Raw genomic sequence first — 23802 nt, forward strand, 5'->3', positions numbered from 1 at the left:
CTGATGGTCTCTGGTTGCACCCGGCCGTAAGGCCGGGTGAGGATTGAAACTGGCCAATGCCGGTCATAGCGGCAAACTCCTTGTTGCACCCGGCCGTAAGGCCGGGTGAGGATTGAAACAGTCACTAATTCGACCTCCTTTTTGGCAGCCTCGTTGCACCCGGCCGTAAGGCCGGGTGAGGATTGGCCTATCTATTTGAGCAGTGGCTGGAGGTGCTATACCGGCACCATGTGGAGAGCGAAATCCAAAAGGCCAAATCAATCATAGATAATCTGGCACGGAGAAAGAGTTGAAACAGCTCGAAAGCTCTTATAGAAGCGGCCGCCGGATCTTAGAAGAATTGGACGAGATCAAAGCTATTGACCAACAAGTGATTATGGAGGAAATATCAAAACGAAAGAGAGGTAATATAGCTTAAAAATTTTTAACATGTGTCTTGATAATGGGGTGCCCTACACATGTTAAAAACAGAAGGAAAGGGCAATCTCTTATCGAAGGAGAAAGTAACAATGTAAGCAGACAAGGCGGGTAGTCCGGGTCAGGAGTTGACAAAAGGCATGTTGCAAGGGGAAAAGAAAAAATATATATACATCATCATGGCCATCCTGGGGCTTGTATTTCTTGCCTGTTTTGCTTTAACCGCACTGTTTTCTGACCGAACAGAGGAAAAGCCCCGGCGGGTGGCGGTGCTGATGTCAGGTGAATCGCGGAGGGGAAAACTGCTGGGGCTGCAGCAGGGACTGGCTGAACTTGGTTTTATGGAGGGTAACCATATTGTGTATCAGATAGTCTCTGCCGGTGAAAACCGGCTGAGGCTTGCCGAACTGGCTTGGGATTTGGTACGGGCGGAACCGGACGTTGTTGTGGCGCTGGGCGGTCTGGAAGTTGACGCTGCGCAGCAAGCAGTAGAGCGCCGGTATAAAGAAACGGGGCGAACTGTAGGGGTGGTTTTCGCCGGGGTAGCCTCGGCGACGTCCCGGGGATTATATCAAAATCCCCAACAACCGCGTTACATTACAGGGGTGGAAAACCTTGACGCCGAATTGTCGGGGAAAAGGCTTGAGTATTTCAAACACTTGGTGCCAAGTCTGAAAAAGGTCGGTGTTGTTTATGAGCCGGGCATTGTTCCCAGTGAGCAAGGGGTAAAATTCGCCCAAGAAGCCGCCCAACTGCTGGGGGTGGAAGTGGTGAAGTATCCTGTTCGTTCTCCTTATGACCTGCTTGCCCTGGAAACAACTCTCCTTCCCGATGCCTGTGACGGACTGCTGCTCATGCCAAGTTTTATGATTGAGTCGGGGGGAGAAGTTTTATACCGCTTGTCGCTGGTAAAAAAAATTCCCGTTTTTGGTTTGCGGGTTAAAGATGCCTCAACCTATTATTTTGCATCCTTCGGCCCTCATGTGTATCATCAAGGGCGGCAGGCGGCCAGACTTGTGGCGAAAATGCTTAAGCAAAGCTCGGCAGAGGATATTCCGGTGGAAACTCCGGATCGGGTTGAACTTGTGATCAACGTCGATATTGCCCGGCGAATAGGGGTTAAGTTAACGCCGGCTCAGTTGCATTATGCCGACCAGTTGGTAGGAAAGGACTGCCAATGACTAAGATTGGAACCAGAGTATTAACATACGGGTTGTTTATGGCATGGATGCCGCTCATTTTAATTGGCCTCTTTGTCATCTTTACCATCGGCCCCAGACTGGAAGCGGGAGTCGCCGAAAAAGCGGCAGCGAGCGCTCGTGTCAAAGCCGATGTGGTGAATGAACTGCTGATGGGAGTAGACAATCATCTGCAGGCTGTCGCAATGACCTCCCATGAGCGGCTGTTTACCATGGATGCCGAAAGCCGTCAAGCTTTGTTTTATGACCTGTTAAAAACAAATCCCCTGCTGGAAGAGGTGTATTTGCTGGACCGAAAAGGCAATTCAATTGCCTGGGTATCTCGGTGGCGGCCGACCGGGTCGGGCCAGCCGGAAAAAGCAGTAGTCAAACCGGAAAAAAAGAGTTCTTTTATTACCAATGTTCACAGGGAAAGTGACGGTAGGCTCACATCGATGATTTGCACACCCATTCGTTCCACCGGCTGGCAGGAGACCATCGGTTACTTGGGCGGCAAGGTGCGCTTGAGAGGTGTGGCCGACTTGGCCTTAACCGGTAATGCGCAGGGACGGGAAAACAGTTTTATTGTTGATGAAACAGGTCAACTGGTTGGACATGAAGATTTTAGTCAAGTATTGAGCGGCGTCGATGTCCGGAAAAGTTTAGCGGTGCAAGAGTTCATGCAAACCTTACGCCGTGAGGAAACACCGGCAGCGGAAAGAACGGCAATGGTCGGCGAAACAACAGCCAAACGATACGTGAATTATCAAGGTGCTGATGTGTTAGGTGCCTATGTTCCTGTTGGCAGCTGGGGATGGGCTGTAGTGGTAGAGAAAGAGCGGGATGAGGCGTTAAAACCGGTTAGGGATTGGATGGTGCGATTCTATTTTGTAGGCCTTTTTTTATCCTTATCGGCGGTTGGTATCAGTTATATTATTGCTAACAAAATTACCAAGCCCATTCGTGAATTAGAGCAAGGCGTAAACAAAATAGCCCGGGGAGAATGGGATCATGACCTTCCGGGCGGCGGTGATGACGAAGTCGGCTATCTTGTTAGTGCCTTTAACCGGATGTTAAAAGAGCAACGGCAGAAAAAAGAATTGGAGGAACGGCTGGTCCAAATGGACAAAATGGCAGCCCTGGGAACGGTCGCTGCCAGTGTGGCCCATGAAATAAACAATCCGCTTGCCGTTATTTCCGGATATAGTGAGGATATGCTCGACCGGCTGAGAGAAGGAGACAATGACGCGCTGCTTGCCGATGGCGAAAGATATCTTTCCATTATTTGCGACCAGACGAAACGGTGCAAAAACATAATTCGGATGTGGCTCGATACGGCGCGTTTGCCTCAAGCCGAAAGTGAACCTGTCAATGTTGTGGAGACGGTTGAGGCTGTCCGGGAATTGCTCCTGTATCGTGCTCAAAAGAAGGGCATTACCCTGCAAAAATGCCTAATAACGAATGGCGCCGGCGTTCTGCCGGTAGTCATAGCCAGTCGGGGACAGTTGCAGCAGGTATTGCTCAATTTGCTTATTAACGCGCTGGATGCTTGTGGCGAAGGCGACCGGGTCGAAATTCAGATCGAAGTAAGGGACCAAGAGTGTTTTCTGCGTATCATTGACTCCGGTGTGGGCATCCCAAAAGAAAACCTGTCCCGTATCGGCCAATCCTTTTTTACGACAAAACCGCCCGGACAAGGAACGGGGTTAGGAATTTATATCGTTAATGAGCTGGTGAAAGGCTGGGGAGGCAGGCTAGAGATTTTCAGTGAGGGAGAAGGCAAAGGGACGGTGGTCACCTTACGGCTTCCCCTCGCAAATAACGGGAGAGAACAGCATGGAAAACCAAACGTCAGCAGTGATTCATGTATTGATCATAGAAGATGAGGATTCGTTTCGGTCGCTGCTGGAAAATAGACTTGATCGCAAAGGATATTGCATAACCGCTGCGGCCAACGGCGAGGAGGGTCTGAAAGCGGCCCGAGAAAAGTCGTTTGATGTGGCACTGGTTGACATTCGCCTTCCGGGCATGAACGGCATCCAGGTACTCCAAGCGCTGCGGCAACTGCAGTCGCCGCCGGAAGTACTCATGATGACCGGCCATGGCACCATTGAAACAGCCATTGAGGCTATGCGCCAAGGAGCATACCATTATCTGACCAAACCTTTGGATTTAAAAGAATTGGAACTGGTGTTGGCAAAAGCTTTGGAAAAACGCCGCCTTGCCGATCGGGTGGAAGGATTGAACCGGGCACTGGACCGGCAGACAGGCGAGCCGGAAATAGTGGGAAACAGTCCGGCCCTGCTAAAGGTGATTGACTTGACGCGCAAAGCGGCCTCATGGGATATACCGGTTCTGATTACCGGTGAAAGCGGCACCGGTAAGGAATTGATAGCCAAAGCACTTCATCATTGGAGCAGCCGGAAGGGGAAGCCGTGGATAGCCATTAACTGCGGGACTTTACCAAGTAACTTGCTGGAAAGCGAACTGTTCGGCCATGAAAAAGGTGCCTTTTCCGGTGCTGTCGCTTCCCGCGTGGGACTGGTGGAAGCGGCTCACGAGGGCACGTTATTTTTGGATGAAATTGGTGAATTGGAGGTTGGCCTGCAGGCCAAACTGCTGCGGTTTTTAGAGTCCGGCGAATACCGACGGATCGGCAATAACCGATTATTTAAAACTAATGTTCGCGTTGTAGCCGCCACAAACAAGAATTTGGAGGAAGCCATTGCTGCCGGCCAATTCCGGGAGGATCTCTATTACCGCCTTAGCGGCATGATTCTGCGTTTACCGCCTTTACGGGAAAGACGGGGCGATATACCCCTCTTAGTTCAACACTTCCTGAAACGCCGCTATCCGCATCGCCAGCCGCCCATCGATCCGTCGGTCTGGGAACGGATGGAGGCATACCGCTTTCCGGGCAATGTGCGGGAACTGGCCCACATGGTAGACAGGGCGTGTATGTTGTATGACGGCGGGATGCTTAGCTGGCACCATTTCGTTGGCTTCTGCTACGATGGAGTTGACCGTTCCCGTAGTCACAAACCCGCTGATTCGGCCTTTGTCTATCCGCCGGGGATGCCGCTGGAAGAGGTGCGGCGGAGGCACATCTTAGCAACCTTGGCCATGGTAGGGGGCAATAAAGCTGTGGCAGCAGAAAAACTTGGCATTGGACTCCGAACCTTATACCGGTATCTGGAAGAATGGAATTTGACAGGGCAGGATGAACTAACGTAATTGGTTCATCCTGTTTTTATTTACCCTAATCGGCGTGTACCGTCATACATCTCTATGCGCGTGTTTAAGTCAGCGGTGTGGGTATGTATGACTTTTTTGCTGTCTGCCATTTTGGCATAGGTGCAATGATTCTTGCCAATTATGCATAAACGTTTTGTCATATTGGCAAAGTACCATGGGTTTACACATACAACCAATCTTGGTGACCTCGGTTTTTCCCGGTTTTGAAGGGCCGATACAATTGGCATGAAACATGCAATATACCATACGGGCGATTCAGTGTCAGGAACGGAAAGAGGAGGAATTATGGAACAGGACAAAATGAAGCGTCGCAGCTTTCTGAAAAAACTATCGACGACTTTGGCAGCGGCCGTAGCCGCTGCCCCTTCTGCAGCTTCCGCATCGATGAAAATTCCCGGTCGGGATCGCAAGGATCCCCGGTATACCGGTCAGACCGGCAAGCGGTTCGGTATGGTTATTGACTTGCGAAAATGTATTTCCTGTCAGGCCTGCACGGCTGCTTGTAAAATAGAAAACCGCGTGCCTGCAGGTCACTATCGGACTTGGGTTGCCGAATTTGAAACCGGTATATACCCGGCGGTGCGTAAAGTGTTTCTGCCTCAATTGTGCAACCATTGCAGTGAACCGGCTTGCGTTTCCGTTTGCCCTACGGGAGCCACCTTTAAACGGGATGACGGCATCGTTGTTGTAGATGATACGATTTGTTGGGGTTGCGGTTACTGCATTAACGCTTGTCCCTATGATAAGCGGTTTTTCAACCCCGTTACCAAAGTGGCTGACAAGTGTACTCTTTGTGCCCATCGGTTGGACCGGGGATTGCTGCCGGCTTGCGTCGAGACCTGTGTCGGCGGAGCCAGGGTCTGCGGTGATTTAAACGATCCGAAGAGTGAAGTGAGTCAGCTGTTGCAGAAATTCCCCACCAGTGTTTTGCGTCCGTCGCAAGGTACGGGCCCTATGGTCTTCTATATTCATCTTGACAGAAGGATTCAGGAGGTACCTGCTGCCAGCGCAGCGATGGAAGACCTGGTTCGGAAACAAGAAGGCACCCTGCGGGGAGAATGGACGACAATTCATACGAAGGAGGCAAGCAAAGGTGAATGAGTTTCTGACAACTCTTTGGAATATTACGCCTGACCGGCCTTGGGGGATTGATATTCCCAATTATTTTTGGTTTACCGGGTCGAGTGCGGCTGCCTTCATCATATCCAGTTTTGCCCACGTATTTGGGATGAGAAAATATAAACCCATTGCCGGGTTTTCCTTGCTTCTGGCTTTTGTACTGCTGGTGGTCGCACCTTTTAATCTCATTGATGACTTGCGCCAGCCGGGACGGGTCATTCACTTTTTCCTTTACGGCTGGGAGAACTTTCCTACCTCGCCGATGAAGTGGGGGGTATTGCTGCTGCTGGCGTATCCGCTGTTAATTTTCACTGAAGCTTGCATCATGTACCGGGAAGATCTGATAGGACGAATGCAAACTTCCCGGAACAGTATCATGAAAAAAATATATAAGTTTCTTACTTTTGGCCGTACAGCCATTAACGATACGGAGCGAAAGAAAGATCACAAGTTAAGCTATTGGCTTGGCGCTGCCGGTATACCGCTGGCCCTTTCCGTTCATGGCTATACCGGCTATATTCTTGGCGCCGTCCATGCCTTTCCGCTCTGGCATACGCCTTTAATGCCCGTACTGTTTTTGGCAAGCGCCATGGTGTCAGGCACGGGACTTCTGCTGGTGTTGCTGCCGGTCGTGCAAAAGTTCTTTTCTCCTGTCGGCAAAGTGGATCGGGTGCTAATGGCTGATTTAGGAAAATTATTGGCCTGGTTCATTGTCATCGACTTGGTAATCCGGTTTTTCTGGCTAACGTTTGCCATGCCTTTTAACGGCAGCGAAAAATATGCTCTTTATGAGTTTTTCAGCTACCATCAGTTTGACATCGTGGTCATCGAATATATTATTGGCCTCTTTCTGCCCATGGCGGTCGGTTTCACCGCGCTACGGCAAAAGCTTTCTTTCGTCATGGCCGCAGGCTTCATCAGTGCCGCCGGCGTATGGCTTTTCCGCTGGAACACCGTCATTGGGGGCCAGGGGATGGCCAAATCTACAGGTGGATTGTTAGAGTACCATGCAGCCGTTACCGGACAGGACAGTATCATGTCCGTATTGGCTAACGGCAGTCTGTTTGTTGCCGTATTATGTCTTGTTATGCTTCTTTTCCCTTGGGGGGATGAGATGAAACGCTATTATGAGAAAGGAGCCTATCATGGATACGAGTCGCCGAAACTTTTTGAAAGCCACGGCGGGAATAGCAGCCGTGGGAGCAATCTCGGGCTATAAGGATATGCTATCTTTGGCCGCTACCTTCCGCGATCAAGGGGAGCGGGCCGCTGATCCTGTTTACGGCAATGCTTTACAACCGGAATACACCGTCAGCGAAGACGGCAAAGTAAATCTCGATTCAGGCTTTAAACTGGTCAATACCATGTGCAATGGCTGCACTACCCATTGCGGTGTCCGCGTTAAAATAGACAAAGCTTCCGGCAAGGTGGTACGGGTAACCGGAAATCCTTACAATCCGCTCTCCAGCCATCCGTGGCTTGAATTCAATACAGATATCAAAGAGAGTTTTGCATGGACGGCAGGAGGCGGTGATAAGAAGACCAACCGTTCTACGGTGTGTGCCCGCGGCAACAGCGTCTTTGACAAAATTCACGATCCTTACCGGGTTTTGACGCCTCTCAAGCGTGTAGGCAAACGGGGCGAGAACAAATGGCAGCCCATTTCGCTTGAACAAGCCATCAAGGAAATCGTCGAAGGGGGAGACCTCTTTGGCGAAGGTCATGTGGACGGCCTGGCCGCCATACGGGACACCACTACCTTGATTGATCCCGATAATCCGGATTATGGGCCCAAATCGCAGCAGCTTGGTTGTATCGGCGCCGTTGATGACGGGCGGCAAAACTTTGTCGTCCAGCGGTTTCTTATGGCCTTCGGTTCAAAAAATATGGCCAATCACACTTCCATCTGCGGCCTTTCGATGCGGGCCGGCAGCGCCGCTTTTTTGGGCGACTTTGAAAAGTACCCCCATTTAAAACCGGACTTTGACGAATGCGAATTCCTTATCAACTGGGGGACTGCTCCTGGTCAGGCAGGTAATCCTTTCAAATTAATGGGAAAACTGCTTGCCAATTCCCGGGCTGAAAAGAAATTGCGTTATGTTACCATTACACCCATCTTAACCAACAGCGATACCATAGCCACAGACCGATCGACGTGGATTCCGATAAAACCGCAGGGTGATCTGGCGCTGGCCATGGGGATGATTCGCTGGATTATTGAAAACAAGCGGTATAACGAAGCCTATTTGTCGATACCGAGTGCTGAAGCGATGAAGCAGTACAAAGAGGGCAGTTTTACCAACGCTTCCCATCTGGTGGTCGTGGAAAAAGGCCATCCGCTGGAAGGAAAGTTTTTGTTCAAAGAAGTCCCGCCGGTTAAAGAAGGCGAAGAGCCGGGCAAGATTTTCTACTGTATTGAGCACAAGACCGGAGAACTGGCTCTTGTCACCGAGACAAGCAAAGCAAGACTAAGTGTGGATCAGAGAGTAACCATCGACGGGCAAAGCATTGCTGTAAAGTCGTCGTTTAAGCTGCTGGAAGAAGCGGCCATGCAAAAAACGCTGCACGAGTACAGTGAGATTAGCGGTGTGCCCTTGAAAGATCTGGTATGGCTGGCCGACGAGTTTACCAGCCATGGCCGTAAGGTTGGGATCCATTGCCATGGGGGAACCATGCACACTACCGGATTTTATACCACTTACGCTATTCTGACGCTGACGGCTCTCGTCGGCGCTGTCGGATACAAAGGGGGCATGAGTACCGGCGGCGGCAAATTCGCTGATTGGCAAGGACCGCGGTATGACCTTTTTGCTTATCCTGATAAGCCGAAAATATCCGGCATCCGCCTGGACCGCACCCGCAGCCCTTATGAAAAGAGCAGTGAATACAAGCGCAAAAAGGCCCAAGGCAAGCCTTATCCGGCTGAAGACCAGTGGTACCCGTTTACTAACTCGGTGGAAACAGAGTTTCTTAATGCATCGATAAATGGTTATCCATACCGGTTAAAAGCGCTGCTCCTCTATAATGCTTCCTTTATCTACGGCACATCGGGGGCCAAGTTTCTGGCGGAAAAGCTGAAAGATCCCAAGGCGTCCATTCCGTTGATTATATCAGTTGATCCTTTTATCAACGAAACTTCGCAGTTAGCGGACTATATCATTCCTGACAGCGTTATGTATGAAACTTGGGGTGTGTTAGGACCGTGGCACGGTACGCTGACCAAAGCCAGTGTTATCCGGTATCCGGTTGTGGAACCAAGAACGGCAAAAACGGCTAATGGTGAACCGATTTGCCTGGACAGTTTTCTCATCGAACTGGGCAAGGCATTGAAGCTTCCCGGCTTCGGCGACAAGGCAATTAAGGGGACGGACGGGAAGCTGTATCCATTGCATCGTCCCGAAGATGTCTATTTGCGGGTGTTTGAAAACATTGCTATGGATGGTACGCCCGTACCGGATATTAGCGACGAAGAATTAGAGATATGCGGATTGAATGAGTGGCGTGTAAGATTACAAAACGTGTGTAGCGAAAACTGGCGTAAGGTAGCTTACATCATGGCAAGGGGCGGCCGGTATGAATCGAAGTCCAAAGCGTATGATGGTGAGCTGTTGGCAAAACGCTACCCCAAGGCGATTCAAATCTATAACGAAACGGTAGGTACAACCCGCAACGCCTTGACCGGCGAGCGCTACAGCGGTGTTCCGCTGTATTACGAGTCCCGTCTTACGGACGGTACGCCGCTGGCCCACGTTGCCGATCCGGCCCAATATCCTTTCCTGGCATTTAGTTATAAGTCTCACGTGGTATCAGCGGCCTCAGCTTCCTCCGAACAAATACGGGAAATTCGGTATACCAACTACGTTGATATCAATACAGAGACGGGTAATAAGCTGGGGCTAAAAGACGGCGATATAATTAGGCTCAGATCTCCGCACGGTACCTTAACCGGCGTCTGCCGGCTACGGCAAGGGATTCATCCTCAAGCCGTCGGGGTTGAACATGGCTTCGGCCGCTTTGGGGAAGGTGCTGCCGACGTTGTAGTGGGAGATCAAGTGATGAAACTGTCGAAAAGCCGGGCGTCCGGCACCTGGATTAACCAATTGGGCATGTTTGATCCAAGCCGCAAGGGCCGACAGCCTTTAGCTGATTTTGCTTGTGGTTCCAATGCGCGCCAAGCTGTCCCGGTTACAATTGAAAAAGTGAAGGCATAACGGTATTACGGAAAAATCCAAGACCGGTCTATAGCGGTCTTGGATTTTTCTTCGTGCGCCCGGCATGGGCACTGACACGGTAGAGTAAATGGGATAGGCGCGGGGCGAAGGTCAGTGCTCTTATCCGGGGAGGCCTGCCGGCAAGCCGGGGCAAGCCGGCAACCCGGGCCGAGATTTTTTACGGCTGCAGCCGGTATTCACAAAGGTCACCGGCTACGGAGAATTCTGCTGTCGTAATGTTTTTAATGTCCTGTACCGTCAGACCGGGCACAATTTCCTTTAGCACCAATCCCTGGGGTGTTACGTTAAACACCGCCTTGTCAGTAATGATAACGTCCACTACGCCCTTGCCGGTAAGGGGCAGACTGCATTTTTTCATCACTTTGGAATTGCCCTTTTTGTCAGTGTGCTGCAAAGTGGCAACGACTTTGCGCGCTCCGCCGACAAGGTCCATGGCGCCGCCCATCCCCGGCGAATACTTTCCTGGCGCGATGGGCATGGCCCAGTTGGCGATATTTCCCTCCTGGTCCACCTCCAGGGCGCCTAAGATAGTCGTATCAACATGACCGCCCCGGATGATGCAGAACGAGGTCGCCAGATCAAAAATCGACGCTCCGGGCATGAGCGTGATCGGCTGCCCGCCGGCGTTGGCGATGTCAGCGTCCTGCTCGCCCAGTTTGGGAGTGGGGCCAAACATTAGACAGCCGTTTTCCGACTGCAAAATTACGTTGATTCCGGGGGGAATATAGTTTGCCACTGCTGTCGGTATGCCAAACCCCAGGTTTACCACTTCCCCGTCGCTTAGTTCCAATGCGGCTCTGCGCGCAATCATTTCTCTAAAATCCATCGTGCATGAACCTCCTTGCTTAAAAATTTGGCCGGAAAAATCAGCTTAAGCGGCCCGTTCGCACCCACAAGTCTTTAAAAATTTCCTGATGCTCGGCCAAGGTATACCCCTGAATGACCGCTTTGACAAAGACGCCGGGCGTACCTACCCGCTCTGGTTCAATATCTCCCACTTCGACAATTTCGTTAACTTCCGCCACTGTATAGTCGGCGGCTATGGCGAGAATGGGGTTGGAGTTAATCGACACGCCCCGGTACTGGACGTTGCCCAGCCGGTCGGCGCGGTAGCCTTTGATGAAGGCAAAGTCTGCCCGGAGCGGCAGTTCCAAAAGGTACTCTTTGCCGTTAATCGTCAGTTTCTGCTTGCCTTCTTCCACCAGTGTCCCAATGCCGATAGGGGTCAGTACACCGCCCAGTCCTGCGCCGCCGGCCCGAATTTTCTCGATCCATGTGCCCATTGGATAGAACTCTACCTCTAATTCGCCGCTCTTGTAGATTTCCAGGGCTTCCGGACAGGTGCCCGTATGGGCGGTTATAAACTTTTTAACCTGTTTGTTTTTAAACAGCGGGGCCAAATCGAACCCGCCGCCGGGGTAGGAGTTGACAACGGCAATTAAAGTAAGATCCTTGACTTGTCGTTCAACTAGTTTTTCAATACACTTCAGCGGCGCACCCACGCCCAGAAAACCGCCGACCATGATGGTGGCGCCGTCATGAACCTTTTCCATGACTTTGTCCAAATCCATAACCTTGTTCATATTCTCGCTCCTTTCGTATTGTTAGTATGAGCCAGCTGTTGTAGCGCTGCGTTTTTCCGGTGCTGGGCGATGAGCGTCAGCCCAATGCCGGCAATGCTTAAAACAGCGGCAATTATAAACGCTTGAGTATAATGGCCGTTATTGAACTCCTTAACCCGTGCTGCATTACGGTCCGCATTGATCACCGGCACAATGGCGCCGTCTGCTTTTTTGAGGGAAGCGATGCTGTTGGTTTCCAGTGCCAGTGCGACTTCCTGTATCAACGGGCGCGGCCGGCGTAGCCTAGCAGTGGCGTATCCGCAGAAATAACACCTCATTCGTACAACTAATGTTATTTTAGCATAGTTTCATTAATTGTGAAAATAGTTACAAATAATATAATAGGCAAAATAGTGTAATAAAAAAATTAGAGGTTGAGGTGCAAAAACTAAAACTGCTGCTGAAAAATATTTCCTCATCCGCTTCCACGCTGGACGATATTGCTCTCGCGCTCGACCGTAATATCAATGTGTTCAAAATTGACAATGATGCTGAGTAGCTTGTGGAATGTATGAAAAGAGAAACAGTCGTCGGCCAGATGAAAATCGGGCAATAGTCTGTAGCCTGGGTTAGCGTATGGACAAGCGATATTGGCCAGCCTTAGCAGACCGATCTTTGTTGCTATAAATGAAATGAGTTTTATTTTATGTTAAAGTTTTGATATAAAGAAAAGAGCAGCTTTACCGCGAGGCAGGCTGCTCTTTTTATCTTTTTATATTTTCGTCACTTTTCTACCGGTCCCGGCCAGTGGTTCATGCCGCCGAGGACGTTGTATACATTGGTGAAGCCGTTGTTTCGTAGTAGTTTGGTGGCCTGGCTGCTGCGGTTGCCGCTGCGGCAGATGACCAGCACCTTTTTATCTTTGGGCACCTCGTCCAGCCGCTTATCGAGCTGGTCAAGCGGGATAAGGACCGCGCCGGGAATATGGCCCTGGGCAAATTCGTCGGGGGTACGGACGTCGAGGATGACGGCGCTTTTGCCCTGCCAGGCGTTAAGAGCCTCTTCGGGCGTTACGTCAACGGCTGGCGCCGGTTGCTGCAGGGGCGACGATGTTGCGCCGCCACAGGCGGTAGTGAGCAGAGTGAGAATAAGCAAAATGGCCAGCACGGCAAGTTTGGTTTTCGTGGTCATTACGGCCTCCTGCTTTAGTATTTTCGTTATGAATGTGTTCGATCTCTTGCGGCGAAGATCCTGTAGAAATGACGCGGCTGCCGGCCGAAATTGAAACAGTGAACGACATTTCCCGGGAAATATTGTAAAAAGTGCCATGGGGTGTCGGTTCAATGGGAAAAATGGTGTGGTGAAGCGTAGTGAAGTAAGGGATGGATATTAATTGGGCTGAAGTAGGGAATTTGGAATAATTTTGCAGGAAATTATGACAAAATATGGAATGCTTTAAATTAGCATTTAAATATTTCCTCGTTTTAAAGGGGGCTAATAATTGTTTACTGATTTTCGCGTTGCGCGCTACGAGGTGGTGCTGGAAGCCGGGCCGAAGGGCTTGCTGCTGCCGCCGTATAAAGGCTCTACCCTACGCGGTGGCTTTGGCCATGTCTTTCGCCGCATCTGTTGCAGCCAGACGGAAGCGGTTTGTTCGCAATGTATGTTGGCACAAGCCTGTGCTTATGGGCAAATTTTTGAGCCGTCACCACCTGCCGGTAGTGCTGTGCTGAAAAACCTTTCCGATATTCCTCGGCCTTTTGTCATCGAACCGCCGTTAGAAACCAAAACGCATTACGCGCCAGGGGAACAGCTCAGGTTTGGCTTGGTTTTAATTGGGCAGGCTATCCAGTATTTGCCCTATTTTGTTCTGACTTTTAAGGAGTTAGGCAATATTGGGCTGGGAAAAGGGCGTTTGACGTTTGTTTTAGCGGAATTTCGGGCAGTGATGGCCGATGGCCGGGTTGTTCCTGTTTATAACCGGGCGACTAACATGGTGACATCGGGTAATGCGGGCGTTACGCTGGGGGAGTTGACGGCGGGGGAGACCTTTGCGGCCAGCGAACTTTGGCTAAATTTTATTACCATGACCCGGCTGAAATACGACCACAGTCTTGTTACGACGGTGCCTTTTCATGTATTAATCCGCAATCTGCTTAGGCGCGTTAGCACGCTGTATTATTTTTTTCATGGTTACCGGCAAGAGGATGTTGACTACCGACAGCTTATCGCTCAAGCGGAAATGGTGGATACCATCCGCGCCAGCCTGCGGCTGGTCGACTGGGAGCGTTATTCGCACCGGCAGGAAACAAAAATGAACATGGGCGGCTTGGTCGGGGAAATCGTTTATGCAGGCGACATTGCTCCGTTTTGGCCGCTGCTGAAGCTCGGGGAAGTAATCCATGTCGGCAAAGGGTGCGTGTTTGGGCTGGGGAAATATGAGGTGAAGAACGAGCATGAGCAGTATTGAGGCATTATTTAGTGATCTTATTGGCGCCACTAACGCTGCGCCCTATTCTTACCAATTGCGTTGCGCGCAAGCGATACAACAGGGGAAAAACGTAATAGTTTGTGCCCCGACCGGAAGTGGCAAAACATGGGCGGCTCTTTTAGGGTATCTTCACTCGAGGCAGATTGGACAGCCCTTTGTCGATAGAGTTTTTTATGTCTTACCTATGCGAACCTTGGCCAATAGTCTTTATAGATCAGTGCAAGACAGCTGTAAACAGGTATTTGACGTAACTTCTTTGCCGGAGGAGAAGCGTTATCACCCGAGCAAGCTGGCGGTGACTATTCAGACCGGTGAACGCAAGGCAGACCCATTTTTTGAAGGGGACATTATCTTTACAACCATAGACCAATTACTCGCCGGCTATCTAAACATTCCACTGTCGCTGCCGGCAAAACTTTCTAATATTAATGCGGGGGCGCTACTTGGTTCACTGGTTGTCTTGGACGAAATCCATTTGTTAGATCCGAGCCGTTCGCTGGCTACGATCGTGGAGATGGCAGAGCGGTTAGCTCCTTATGTTCAGTTTGTTGTTATGACTGCTACTATGTCATCAAACGCTGTCCAAGCCCTCCAGCAGCACTTGTCGGCCGAAGTGATCACGGTAAGCGCTGAAGAATTAGCAATAATGCCCAGTCACAAGGATAAGCGCCGGCGCTATGTTTGGACGGGAAGCCCGGTAACGGCAGCGCAAGTTTTAACGCACCACAATAATGGTAGAACAATTGTTATCTGCAACACGGTTGCCCGTGCTCAAGGCCTTTACCGGGACCTAAAAGATGTGCTGCACCCCGGCTGCCAACTGTTTTTGTTGCACAGCCGTTTCTTAAAGCAGGACCGGCAAGCTGTTGAAGGTCAATTAATGCGCTATTTTGGTCCTAACGCCCAAGAGACAAATGCTATTTTGGTAACAACACAGGTTGTCGAAGCAGGAGTGGATATCAGTGCTGATAATCTTCATACCGAGCTTTGCCCGGCCAACGCCCTGATTCAGCGGGCCGGACGCGCCGCGCGTTATCCTTTTCCCCGCAATACTGGCACCGTTTGGGTGTACGAGCCGGAGGTAGATCAACAAGGTCGTTACCGCCTAGGCCCATATCGCGACCGCTTATCGGCAGCGGCAATAGAAAGAACAAGGCAAGCGATAGCTGCTCAGAACGGAAATATTTTGGGGTTTGCGGAAGAACAGGCACTGGTAGATTTAGTACATGGTAAGGCGGAGTCAGAAGTATTTACAGCAATTTTTGCCGATAACGCGCGGCGGCGCAGAGAAGTAAGCCAGGCAATCGACACTGCTGATCGCAGCAAAATCGTTGATCTTATTCGCCATGTTGACTCAATTGGGGTAATAATAACCGATACGCCCGAAACAATTGACCTGAGTCGCCTGCCGGAACTTTTGTCCGTGCCTCGCACCAGCCTGTACAGCGCTTTTAACACTATGACTGGTTGCGGTGCACCGGGCGAATGGTTTGCGAAAATACCGCGAATAAAAGAAACTGATGGGCAAGTAACAACCGTTGAGTGGCATGCGTTGACAGTCGGCAACGAACTCAAAATGGCAGAATGGCTTATTGCCATTTCGCCCCGTTTTGCCCGCTATACGGCCGATATCGGTTTGGAACTGGGGGTGCCAGGGCCGGTCCCGCAGGTTCCGGCAAACGAGATTCAACCATGGACACCTTACCATTTTGAGTATGAGCCGTTTAAAGACCATGTAATAAAGGTGGTAGAAGAAGCTAGGCACGAGGCAAAGCGGTCTGTCTGTGCAAGGTATCGTCTGGAACGTCATTTGGGGTTGCCCCCAAGATTTGCTGAACATCTAGTCGAGATTACTTGCGCCTTGCACGATACGGGGAAACTACTTAAACAATGGCAGCAAGCTGCGCTCGACTGGCAGCAGCGGTTTTATCCAGAGCAAATCGTGGAGGAAGGTAGTCCGGTTGCACATACCACCTTTCGCCCTGAGGCTGGCGATATTGAAAAACAAAGATTGATGCACCTAACGCGGGGGCCGCATGCGGCTGAAGGCGCTTTTGCTGTGAGTAAGGCGCTAGGAAGATATTTTGACAAGCATTTTCATGATGAGGAAATTATTGGTGGGATTTGGAAGGCGATACTAACGGCTATTGCGCGGCATCACAGCAGCCAAACGCAAACGGTGGGCAGGAAGTTAAGCTTTATTGCGGATGCAGCGTCATGCCTGAATGCAGCTGTTTTAGCCGCCGGTTTAGATATTATGGTGGATGAATTGATTGTACCTATCCAAGAGAGGGATGGCGAAAATTTTAAGCGCGCCCTTATCAGCGCGGAAGAACATTATGTGTGGCTGCCGCTTTATTGGTTCTTAGTGCGCAGGCTGCGTTTGGCAGACCAATATGCAACCAAAATGACAGGGGGGTGATAGGCATGCAGAATGATGTCTTGGATTTTGTCGATGTAACCAAAAAAACCGGTTCTTACGCCGATGTACTAGTCGCGATCGGGATGGCTGATCTACTGCAGGAGGTTAAAAGGGTAAGTACGCCTACCGCCGCAGCCACCATTCGTGACGAAGGCGACCATTACCGCATAACGATTCGTCCGGCGCTGACAAGTAAAGATTTTGAAAAGTGGCATCCAGGACCGGGCTATTGCTACATTAAGTTAAAGGAGGATGATCCCGATTGTCCGCCGACCGGATATTATGACTATGAAGCGGCACGGGGACAGGAAAAGGTATACAAAGAATATCAAGAAACATTAGGTAAACAGGCGACAAAGGTTGCCAAAAGCCTACAGGAACAGGGGCTTGAGCACCCGGTTCCGCCGCCCGATGATTTGCCAGTAATAAAGACCTTCAATGCTATGCGAATGGGCTCAAACAGCTATAACCAACTACATAAAGCGCTCCGGGAGACAACAGGCCTGTCGCGGCTAGTAATGAGCAGAATTGGTCTGGCCAACTTTGATCCGGCGCTGCAGCAAGACGAGCCGCCCTTAAAAAAAGCGGCGTCAGTATTACAACTATTTAATCCTGCTGCGGGCAAGGGTACGCATCGGCCCAAGCCAGATAGTAGTGCTGCTGCTGGATTTTCCGATAAACTAGCAGATTGGTTTGAGGAGTGGCTGAAATTTCGGGCGATGCACTTGGCCATGTTAACCTATCCGGTAGGGGATGATACCAAAGTATTTATTATTGCGCCGGAAAATGCAACTGTTAACCAGATAGCTTTGTTGCGCCAATCGCTGCTGGCCCAAAGGTTGTTCGGCTCGCTCTGGCTTGATATCCAGGCAATTTTAAGTTCAGCCAAATTTTTGATCGAACACTCGCAAGAGTATGCAGGCAGTCAAGGTGTTTTCACTATGCGCGGTCACACGCCGCAAGATATCATTAAAGGATTTAATACCACTTATTTTAAAAGTTTGGGTACAGCATCAGCTACAATGAATATTTCTTTCCTTGGATTGCCCGGGTGGCTCCCGGTCAACAGTGCCCAAGATGCAGAAGATTGGCTGGAAATAATTGCCGAGCACCGTGGTAACCTTAAATCATTAAATGAGAAAAACTCAAGCGATGTGCCCATTCTCCAATTATACAGGGATTTTATCTCTACCGGTAGACTGGAGCTGGCCTTAGAGTTCTTCGTTTTATACGGGGTGCATTTCATGCGGCGCAAAGCCCAAAAACAATGGGCGGAGGCGTTTACAACCAAGAATTTGAGGAGGTTGTTTATGGGATACGGTTTGCAAGAGATTATTCAAAACCCAGGTTTTCAAAATGTAGCACGTGCCATCCGACGGGCAACGATCAATGCCCAAATGCAAAAAGCCATTACCGGAAAAACGCCATTTGAAATTCATTACGGTTTAGCGCAAGACTGGAAAAGAAAAGTTAAGTTTAAGGACCAATTTATTATTGAACTTGCCGATTTTGTCCAGCGTTATAATAACGAAAATTCCCGCCATATGGAACAGGGCAAAGTTAGAAGAGCTTTGGTCACAACTAAAGATTTAAATGAGGTAGTAGATCTCATTGAAAAACATTCTTCCGAATTGGTTGGTATGTTGCTATTAGCCTACGGGTATGCGCGTGACCCGCAGGAAACCGATGAATAACAAGAGGAGGGAGAATTATGCAAATCCATTCTTTGGCTATTTCCGGATTAATGACATTGAATCTCCATTCGTTAAATAACGAGGGGGCAGAAGGGAACCATTTGATGACCCGTGAAGTCCAGATTGTCGATGAGTTTGGCCGGCTTCACGCTGTCAACGCTATTTCTGGCGATATGTTCAAGCATATCCAGGCGGAACATATGTATAATATCGCCAGGGAAGAAAACCTCTCTCTGTGCAATGCTTGTATGGTGTTTGATGCCAATCGTATCGTCGCTGATACCGCATTTGCGGCATCTTTTACGAAAAGTGCTACCGATGAGGAAATCTTGTCGGGGGCGATCCGTACTTGTTGCCTTGATGATGCAGAAGGGATTTTGATTACTAGTGAAGTAGGCGGCAAAAAGCGGGCGATTGGGCGTAAATCAGTACTGGAATTTGGCTGGGTGGTGGGCCGGCCGGACGTTACCCGTACGGAAGCGTATTTCCATGTAAAATTCGACCAAGCCGGGCGCGGTAAAGGCTCTGGCGATGAAACCGGTGCCAATACTGGGCAAAATATTTTCCATCGTCCGGCTTCTTCAGGGCAGTATGCCGTTGTCCTTAATGTTGATCTTTATCGACTGGGCCGTAACGACATTACGCGACAATATGTTTTAAGTGAGGAAGAACTGCATAAGCGGATGCAAGGGTTATTAAAGAGCGTGTTATTTACGTTCCTTAAACCCAACGGCGCCCAGCGCAATACCCAAAATCCGCATATTGTTAATTTCGAAGGCGTATTGACGGTATCGGCATCGACCGTTCCTGCACCTATGGCAAGCGCTTTAAATAGTGGTTACGCCAAGGAAATTGATGAGATTGTCGATACGTTAAACCAGTTAAAGCCGAATAGTATTCAAAAATATTCTTTTGCCAGCTTAAGCGAGTTTGCCGGCCATATGCGCAATTTAATTGATAATGTACAGCCCTTCAGGGGGTAGTGGCATGGCGGGCAGGAAAAAAAGCGAAGCGGTAGCAGCAAGAAGTGTTCACAAACCTAAATGGCTGGTTGCTTGTTATCGGCCAACGACATTGTTTTCGCTACGGATGTCGCACAGCACTTCCAGTGGCGGCAAGACCCTGTTTGTTCCCACGCCCTATGCCTTTAAACTAGCCCTGGTAGACGCATCCTTTCGGGCAGAGGGAACGGAATTGGCAATGGAAATTTTTCATGCCGTGAAGGATCGGCCCGTCCGTTTTAAACCTCCCCGTGAGCTAGTGGTAAATCATACATTTATTAAAATAAAGCGGGAACCGAAAACACCGACTCCTGAAAACCCGTATATTTCAACCATTGGTTTTCGCGAATACTGCTACTTTCGCGGCGAATTGCAAGTGGCCGTTGATATCGGGCAATTGGACGAGACAGTGGTGAATAGGTTGCGGTTTGTCATGGCGCATATTAACTATCTAGGCAAACGGGGCAGTTTTATGCAATTTACGAGAACGGAAATTTGCGACCACTTGCCAGATGGCTTTACTCTTCCCGTTCCGGAGGAACTTCACCGCTTGGACATCAACATTTATAAAGTAGCTCAATTTTTGGATGATATTGGCGAAACAGAGGCACGCGATATTTTTGAACGCATCAATACATTTTCATCTGCGAAAATCGAACTAAATAAACACCGTATTTTTAAACAACACTTGTTGCCTTATGCCTTAGAGTCCAGTTCAAAGAATTATACTTACTACCGAAATCTATCCGCAGGTGGGCATGACTAGTAATTGTAGTTTTCAATTTCTAAAAAGGAAGTAGCGGGGGTGAGAGAATGTCTTTACCCGCCCATACGAAACAGACCTATACTTATGCCGACTACCTGAGCTGGCCGAAAGACGAGCGATGGGAGATTATCGGCGGCGTAGCATATAACATGACCCCTGCCCCGTCCAGGCGGCACCAGGAAATTTCCGGCGCCCTGTTTAATGTCCTCTATAACTACTTGCGCGATAAGTCGTGTAAAGTATACACCGCCCCTTTTGACGTCCGGCTGCCGGAGGGCAATGAAAGCGATGCCGAGATAAAAAACGTCGTCCAGCCGGATATTGTGGTCGTATGCGACAAAGCTAAGCTTGATGACCAGGGATGCAAAGGGGCGCCAGACTTCATTGCTGAGATTATTTCTGCCCATACGGCCAGGAAGGATGTCCGGGAAAAGTTCTATCTTTATGAAAAAGCCGGTGTCAAGGAGTACTGGATTGTTCATCCCAATGACCGGACGGTATTAACTTTTTCTTTGGGGACTGACGGCAAGTACGGCATTCCGGAAATGTTTGGGCCGGATGATGAGATACCGGTAAATGTACTGCCTGGTTTGGTGATTAAACTAAATGACATCTTTCGGGAATAACCTCGAAAAAGCGACCAGCGATGGTCGCTTTTTTTATTATAAATATCGTGTAATAATTTTCCATTTTATGAGGAAGAATAAGGAAAAAGGCGTTTAGAAACGAATAAGCCAGTTTTTCCAATCTTCGGATGGTGGTATTTAATGCATCTGTTTATCTCAAATTATGGGGCGTTTATCGGCAAAAAAAGTGAACGGCTGATGGTAAAAGAAAACGGAAAAGTGGTAGGCGAGTATCCTTTTCATGACCTTGAACACATCACCATCGACAGCCTTGGTGTTACCATTTCCAGTGACGCTATTAAAGAATGTTCCGAACATGGGATAACCATCAGTTTCATGACTCCGGGCGGAGATTCATATGCCCTGTTGTACCAACCCACGCTTAACGGTACAGTCCTGACCCGGCGTGAGCAATTGTTCGCTTACCGGGATGAGCGAGGAATTGAGATGGCAAAGTGCTTTGTCAATGGCAAGATTGGCAACCAGATCAATACCGTGAAATACTTTGCCAAGTACCGGAAAACGGCTAACCCCGAGGAATATAAGGCTGTATGCAGTTTGGTGGACGAGATGGCGATGTTGGCCGGCACGCTTCCGCAAATAAAGGGAACCTGCATTGACGAGGTGCGGGGTAGTATTATGGCACTGGAAGGACGTATAAGTAACTTGTATTGGGAGTGTGTTAAACTGCTATTCTCCGGGAATGTTCAGTTTCCCGGACGGGAACATCGGGGCGCGCAGGACCCGGTTAATTCACTGCTCAATTATGGCTATGCCATTTTAGCTAATCAGGTAGAACGGGCACTTGTAATGGCCGGGCTTGACCCCTTCGGCGGTTTTTTGCATGTCGACCGCCCGGGCAAAAAGAGTTTGGTCTATGACTTTATCGAGGAATTTCGGCAACCGGTGGTGGATCGGGCGGTTATTGCCGCCGTTAATAAGGGTATGGACATAAAAATAGAAGACGGATTGCTTGATTTGGCTACGCGCAAGAGCCTCGCCGCTAAAATCATTGAACGGCTGGAGGCGAGTGAACGGTTTCAAGGCCGCAAACAGTCACTAAAAACTATCATCCAGGCGCAGGCTAGAAGGATTGCTACTTTCCTGCGCGGTGAGGCCAAGTACAAACCATTTATCTGCGGGTGGTAGTATGAATCACTTTGTTATATATGATATTGAGGATGATAAACTGCGGACGAAAATTTTTGAGACCTGCAAGGATTACGGCTTAAGACATGCCCAGTACAGTATGTTTTTCGGCGAACTCAATCATAACCGGCGGGAAGAGATTTTTTTAAAATTCAAGAAAATCATCGGCCGTAAAGCTGCACGACTCGTTATTGTTCCGGTCTGTGACAAAGATTTCCGGCTTGTAAAATCGTTAAACACTTACGATGAATCGGGTGAGGAAGATGCATAATCTAAAAGTTTCCGATATTAAACAATATATTTATTGCCCGCGCATCATCTATTTTTTATATGTATGTCCGGTCAAGAAAAAAACTACTTATAAAATGGAAGCTGGCAAAGAGGATCACCTTATTCTCGATAAATTGGAAAAGCGCCGCACTCTGAAACGGTATAATTTAGAGGAAGGCCAGCGGATTTTTCATATGCATCTTGCTTCGGCCCGTCTTGGGCTTCAAGGGAAACTGGACATGCATATTGCGACCGTCAGAGGATATTTTCCAGTGGAATTCAAGTTTACCGAACGGAGCGCTTCGCTTAATCATAAGTATCAGCTTATCAGTTATGCGATGCTCCTCGAGGATCATTATGACTGCACCGTACGCTACGGGCTTTTATACCTCGTGCCGAAAAAAGAGATTATTCCGGTAGAAATTACTCCCAATGCTCGCGCTTTTGTGTATGGAATACTTGGGAAAATTCGCGATATTATCGCGACTGAGCGTATGCCGGACAAAACGCGCCATGTGGTTAAATGCTGGGACTGCGAGTACAAACGTTTCTGCGGCGATGTAGATGACCTGAGAAAGGAGAAGAAGGTAAATGTATTTTTTAACTGATGATGAACGGAAAATGTTTCTCAAAAAAATGCTGCCCAAGGCACGCCGCTTGGACATCGATGAAGAACTGCGCGGCTGGAATTGGCACCAGGCGCCACTTGAGCCGGTGTATGAGGAACGGCTGGCCGTATATGAGGTAAGTAGCGGCTATTGTCCCACCAGCCGTGATTTATATTTGCGCCGTGTTCTGAAAAATAAACTCAAACCCAATTTTTTCATGATATCGGGCCGAGTATTCCATCAAATAATAGTAGATGTAATGGAAAATGCGAAAAAACAGATTTATTATCATGGCACATATGCACCGGAGAAGCTAATGGCTGCGCTGCGGCAGCCAATTGCAATCAAATGGCCTGACGATTTGAATTTGCTTTCGGCCGAACAGAGTCAGGACATTAAGACAAAAGGAAACTTTCTGCGCGATTATGAGCAAAGCAGGATTGCAGCAAGAATTGGCGAAATATTAACGCAACAACCTTATATTGGCGCCGATTCCTTGGCGCATTTGGCAATCCCGCTGGTATGCGAAAACAAACTTGACGGGCGTTTCCTTGGGCTCAGCCAGTATTTGAGTGCCGACGCACTTATTCTGTCAGAACCGATGATAATTGATCTCAAATTTGGTGCGCCGCAGAAATTCCATCGCTTATCCACTACAGGTTATGCCTTGGCAATGGAGGCGCTGTACGAGGTACCCGTAAATTTAGGCTGTATTGTTTATGGCGAATTCCGCAACGGGCGCCTGATTGTGACGAAAGACATGCATCTGATTGACGATGAGCTGCGGCAGTGGTTTATTGAGTCGCGTGACAGTAAAATGCGTATGATATGCGAGGAAATTGACCCTGGCATACCGGAGGGATGTTATGAGTACTGTCCTGGTTATGAATTTTGCCACCAATAAGACGATTTTCGCAAATACCGGTGGTTTTCGTGCAGGTTTTGCATTTGCGGAATTTGGGGCCGAAAATGCGACTGGTTCAATGCCTGCCAGGCCAATAAATAAGCGGGT

The 23802-nt window shown here is 49.3% G+C and carries 20 protein-coding genes; 16 read left to right on the forward strand and 4 right to left on the reverse strand.

Translation table 11 applies throughout. The features are described 5' to 3' along the window. The first annotated feature begins 557 nt into the window (after positions 1–557). From BLQ99_RS13630 to BLQ99_RS13655, 6 genes are all read left to right on the forward strand, one after another. Positions 558–1598 (forward strand): ABC transporter substrate-binding protein, encoded by a 1041-nt coding sequence (locus BLQ99_RS13630; protein WP_093691908.1) that lies wholly within the window; start codon positions 558–560, stop codon positions 1596–1598. Next, positions 1595–3481: a sensor histidine kinase gene (locus BLQ99_RS13635; protein WP_093691910.1), complete on the forward strand. Its 1887-nt coding sequence runs from the start codon at positions 1595–1597 to the stop codon at positions 3479–3481. The genes BLQ99_RS13630 and BLQ99_RS13635 overlap by 4 nt, the downstream gene beginning before the upstream one ends. After that, positions 3432–4829 (forward strand): sigma-54-dependent transcriptional regulator, encoded by a 1398-nt coding sequence (locus BLQ99_RS13640; protein WP_093691912.1) that lies wholly within the window; start codon positions 3432–3434, stop codon positions 4827–4829. Before BLQ99_RS13635 ends, BLQ99_RS13640 begins: the two co-directional genes overlap by 50 nt. Before the next feature lie 306 nt (positions 4830–5135). Next, on the forward strand, positions 5136–5951 hold the full coding sequence (dsrO, locus tag BLQ99_RS13645; RefSeq protein WP_093691914.1) for a sulfate reduction electron transfer complex DsrMKJOP subunit DsrO: 816 nt from the start codon (positions 5136–5138) through the stop codon (positions 5949–5951). Next, a complete protein-coding gene (gene nrfD, locus BLQ99_RS13650; RefSeq protein WP_093691916.1) occupies positions 5944–7188 on the forward strand; it encodes an NrfD/PsrC family molybdoenzyme membrane anchor subunit in 1245 nt (414 codons plus the stop codon). The genes dsrO and nrfD overlap by 8 nt, the downstream gene beginning before the upstream one ends. Then, positions 7115–10180 (forward strand): molybdopterin-dependent oxidoreductase, encoded by a 3066-nt coding sequence (locus BLQ99_RS13655; RefSeq protein WP_093691918.1) that lies wholly within the window; start codon positions 7115–7117, stop codon positions 10178–10180. Before nrfD ends, BLQ99_RS13655 begins: the two co-directional genes overlap by 74 nt. Positions 10181–10358: 178 nt before the next feature. Here the strand turns inward: BLQ99_RS13655 and BLQ99_RS13660 are convergent, their stop codons facing one another. The 4 genes from BLQ99_RS13660 to BLQ99_RS13675 all read right to left on the reverse strand — a co-directional run bounded on the left by BLQ99_RS13660 (position 10359) and on the right by BLQ99_RS13675 (position 12954). After that, positions 10359–11027, reverse strand: a complete 669-nt coding sequence (locus BLQ99_RS13660) for a 3-oxoacid CoA-transferase subunit B (RefSeq protein ID WP_093691920.1) — start codon at positions 11025–11027, stop codon at positions 10359–10361. A 40-nt stretch (positions 11028–11067) separates the two neighbouring features. After that, complete coding sequence (locus BLQ99_RS13665; RefSeq protein ID WP_093691922.1) at positions 11068–11784, reverse strand: CoA transferase subunit A; 717 nt, start codon at positions 11782–11784, stop codon at positions 11068–11070. Further along, positions 11781–12047 (reverse strand): hypothetical protein, encoded by a 267-nt coding sequence (locus BLQ99_RS13670; RefSeq protein ID WP_093691924.1) that lies wholly within the window; start codon positions 12045–12047, stop codon positions 11781–11783. The genes BLQ99_RS13665 and BLQ99_RS13670 overlap by 4 nt, the downstream gene beginning before the upstream one ends. A 499-nt stretch (positions 12048–12546) precedes the next feature. Next, on the reverse strand, positions 12547–12954 hold the full coding sequence (locus BLQ99_RS13675) for a rhodanese-like domain-containing protein (protein ID WP_093691926.1): 408 nt from the start codon (positions 12952–12954) through the stop codon (positions 12547–12549). A gap of 310 nt (positions 12955–13264) precedes the next feature. Between BLQ99_RS13675 and cas6 the strand changes: the two genes are divergently transcribed. The 10 genes from cas6 (at position 13265) to cas4a (ending at position 23694) form a co-directional block, all read left to right on the forward strand. After that, complete coding sequence (gene cas6 / locus BLQ99_RS13680; protein WP_093691928.1) at positions 13265–14233, forward strand: CRISPR system precrRNA processing endoribonuclease RAMP protein Cas6; 969 nt, start codon at positions 13265–13267, stop codon at positions 14231–14233. Further along, the gene (gene cas3, locus BLQ99_RS13685; protein WP_093691930.1) at positions 14220–16676 is read left to right on the forward strand and encodes a CRISPR-associated helicase Cas3'; all 2457 of its coding nucleotides are present in this window, start codon (positions 14220–14222) and stop codon (positions 16674–16676) included. Before cas6 ends, cas3 begins: the two co-directional genes overlap by 14 nt. A gap of 5 nt (positions 16677–16681) precedes the next feature. After that, on the forward strand, positions 16682–18370 hold the full coding sequence (locus BLQ99_RS13690; RefSeq protein WP_093691932.1) for a hypothetical protein: 1689 nt from the start codon (positions 16682–16684) through the stop codon (positions 18368–18370). 17 nt (positions 18371–18387) lie between these two features. Beyond that, positions 18388–19353, forward strand: a complete 966-nt coding sequence (locus BLQ99_RS13695) for a DevR family CRISPR-associated autoregulator (protein ID WP_093691934.1) — start codon at positions 18388–18390, stop codon at positions 19351–19353. 4 nt (positions 19354–19357) lie between these two features. After that, the gene (locus BLQ99_RS13700) at positions 19358–20137 is read left to right on the forward strand and encodes a hypothetical protein (RefSeq protein ID WP_093691936.1); all 780 of its coding nucleotides are present in this window, start codon (positions 19358–19360) and stop codon (positions 20135–20137) included. A gap of 47 nt (positions 20138–20184) precedes the next feature. Next, the gene (locus BLQ99_RS13705; RefSeq protein ID WP_093691938.1) at positions 20185–20763 is read left to right on the forward strand and encodes a Uma2 family endonuclease; all 579 of its coding nucleotides are present in this window, start codon (positions 20185–20187) and stop codon (positions 20761–20763) included. A 141-nt stretch (positions 20764–20904) separates the two neighbouring features. Next, positions 20905–21912 carry a CRISPR-associated endonuclease Cas1 gene (gene cas1 / locus BLQ99_RS13710; RefSeq protein ID WP_093691940.1) on the forward strand — a complete coding sequence of 336 codons (1008 nt, stop codon included), beginning with the start codon at positions 20905–20907 and terminating at the stop codon, positions 21910–21912. Between the two features lies 1 nt (position 21913). After that, positions 21914–22183 (forward strand): CRISPR-associated endonuclease Cas2, encoded by a 270-nt coding sequence (gene cas2, locus BLQ99_RS13715; RefSeq protein WP_093691942.1) that lies wholly within the window; start codon positions 21914–21916, stop codon positions 22181–22183. Next, positions 22176–22790 carry a CRISPR-associated protein Cas4 gene (cas4, locus tag BLQ99_RS13720; RefSeq protein ID WP_093691944.1) on the forward strand — a complete coding sequence of 205 codons (615 nt, stop codon included), beginning with the start codon at positions 22176–22178 and terminating at the stop codon, positions 22788–22790. The genes cas2 and cas4 overlap by 8 nt, the downstream gene beginning before the upstream one ends. Further along, entirely contained in the window at positions 22774–23694 is a 921-nt protein-coding gene (gene cas4a, locus BLQ99_RS13725; protein ID WP_093691946.1) for a type I-A CRISPR-associated protein Cas4/Csa1, read from the forward strand. The genes cas4 and cas4a overlap by 17 nt, the downstream gene beginning before the upstream one ends. Positions 23695–23802: the final 108 nt, after the last annotated feature.

Source organism: Sporolituus thermophilus DSM 23256 (assembly GCF_900102435.1).
In the GTDB taxonomy this organism is placed as follows: Bacteria; Bacillota; Negativicutes; order Sporomusales; family Thermosinaceae; genus Thermosinus; species Thermosinus thermophilus.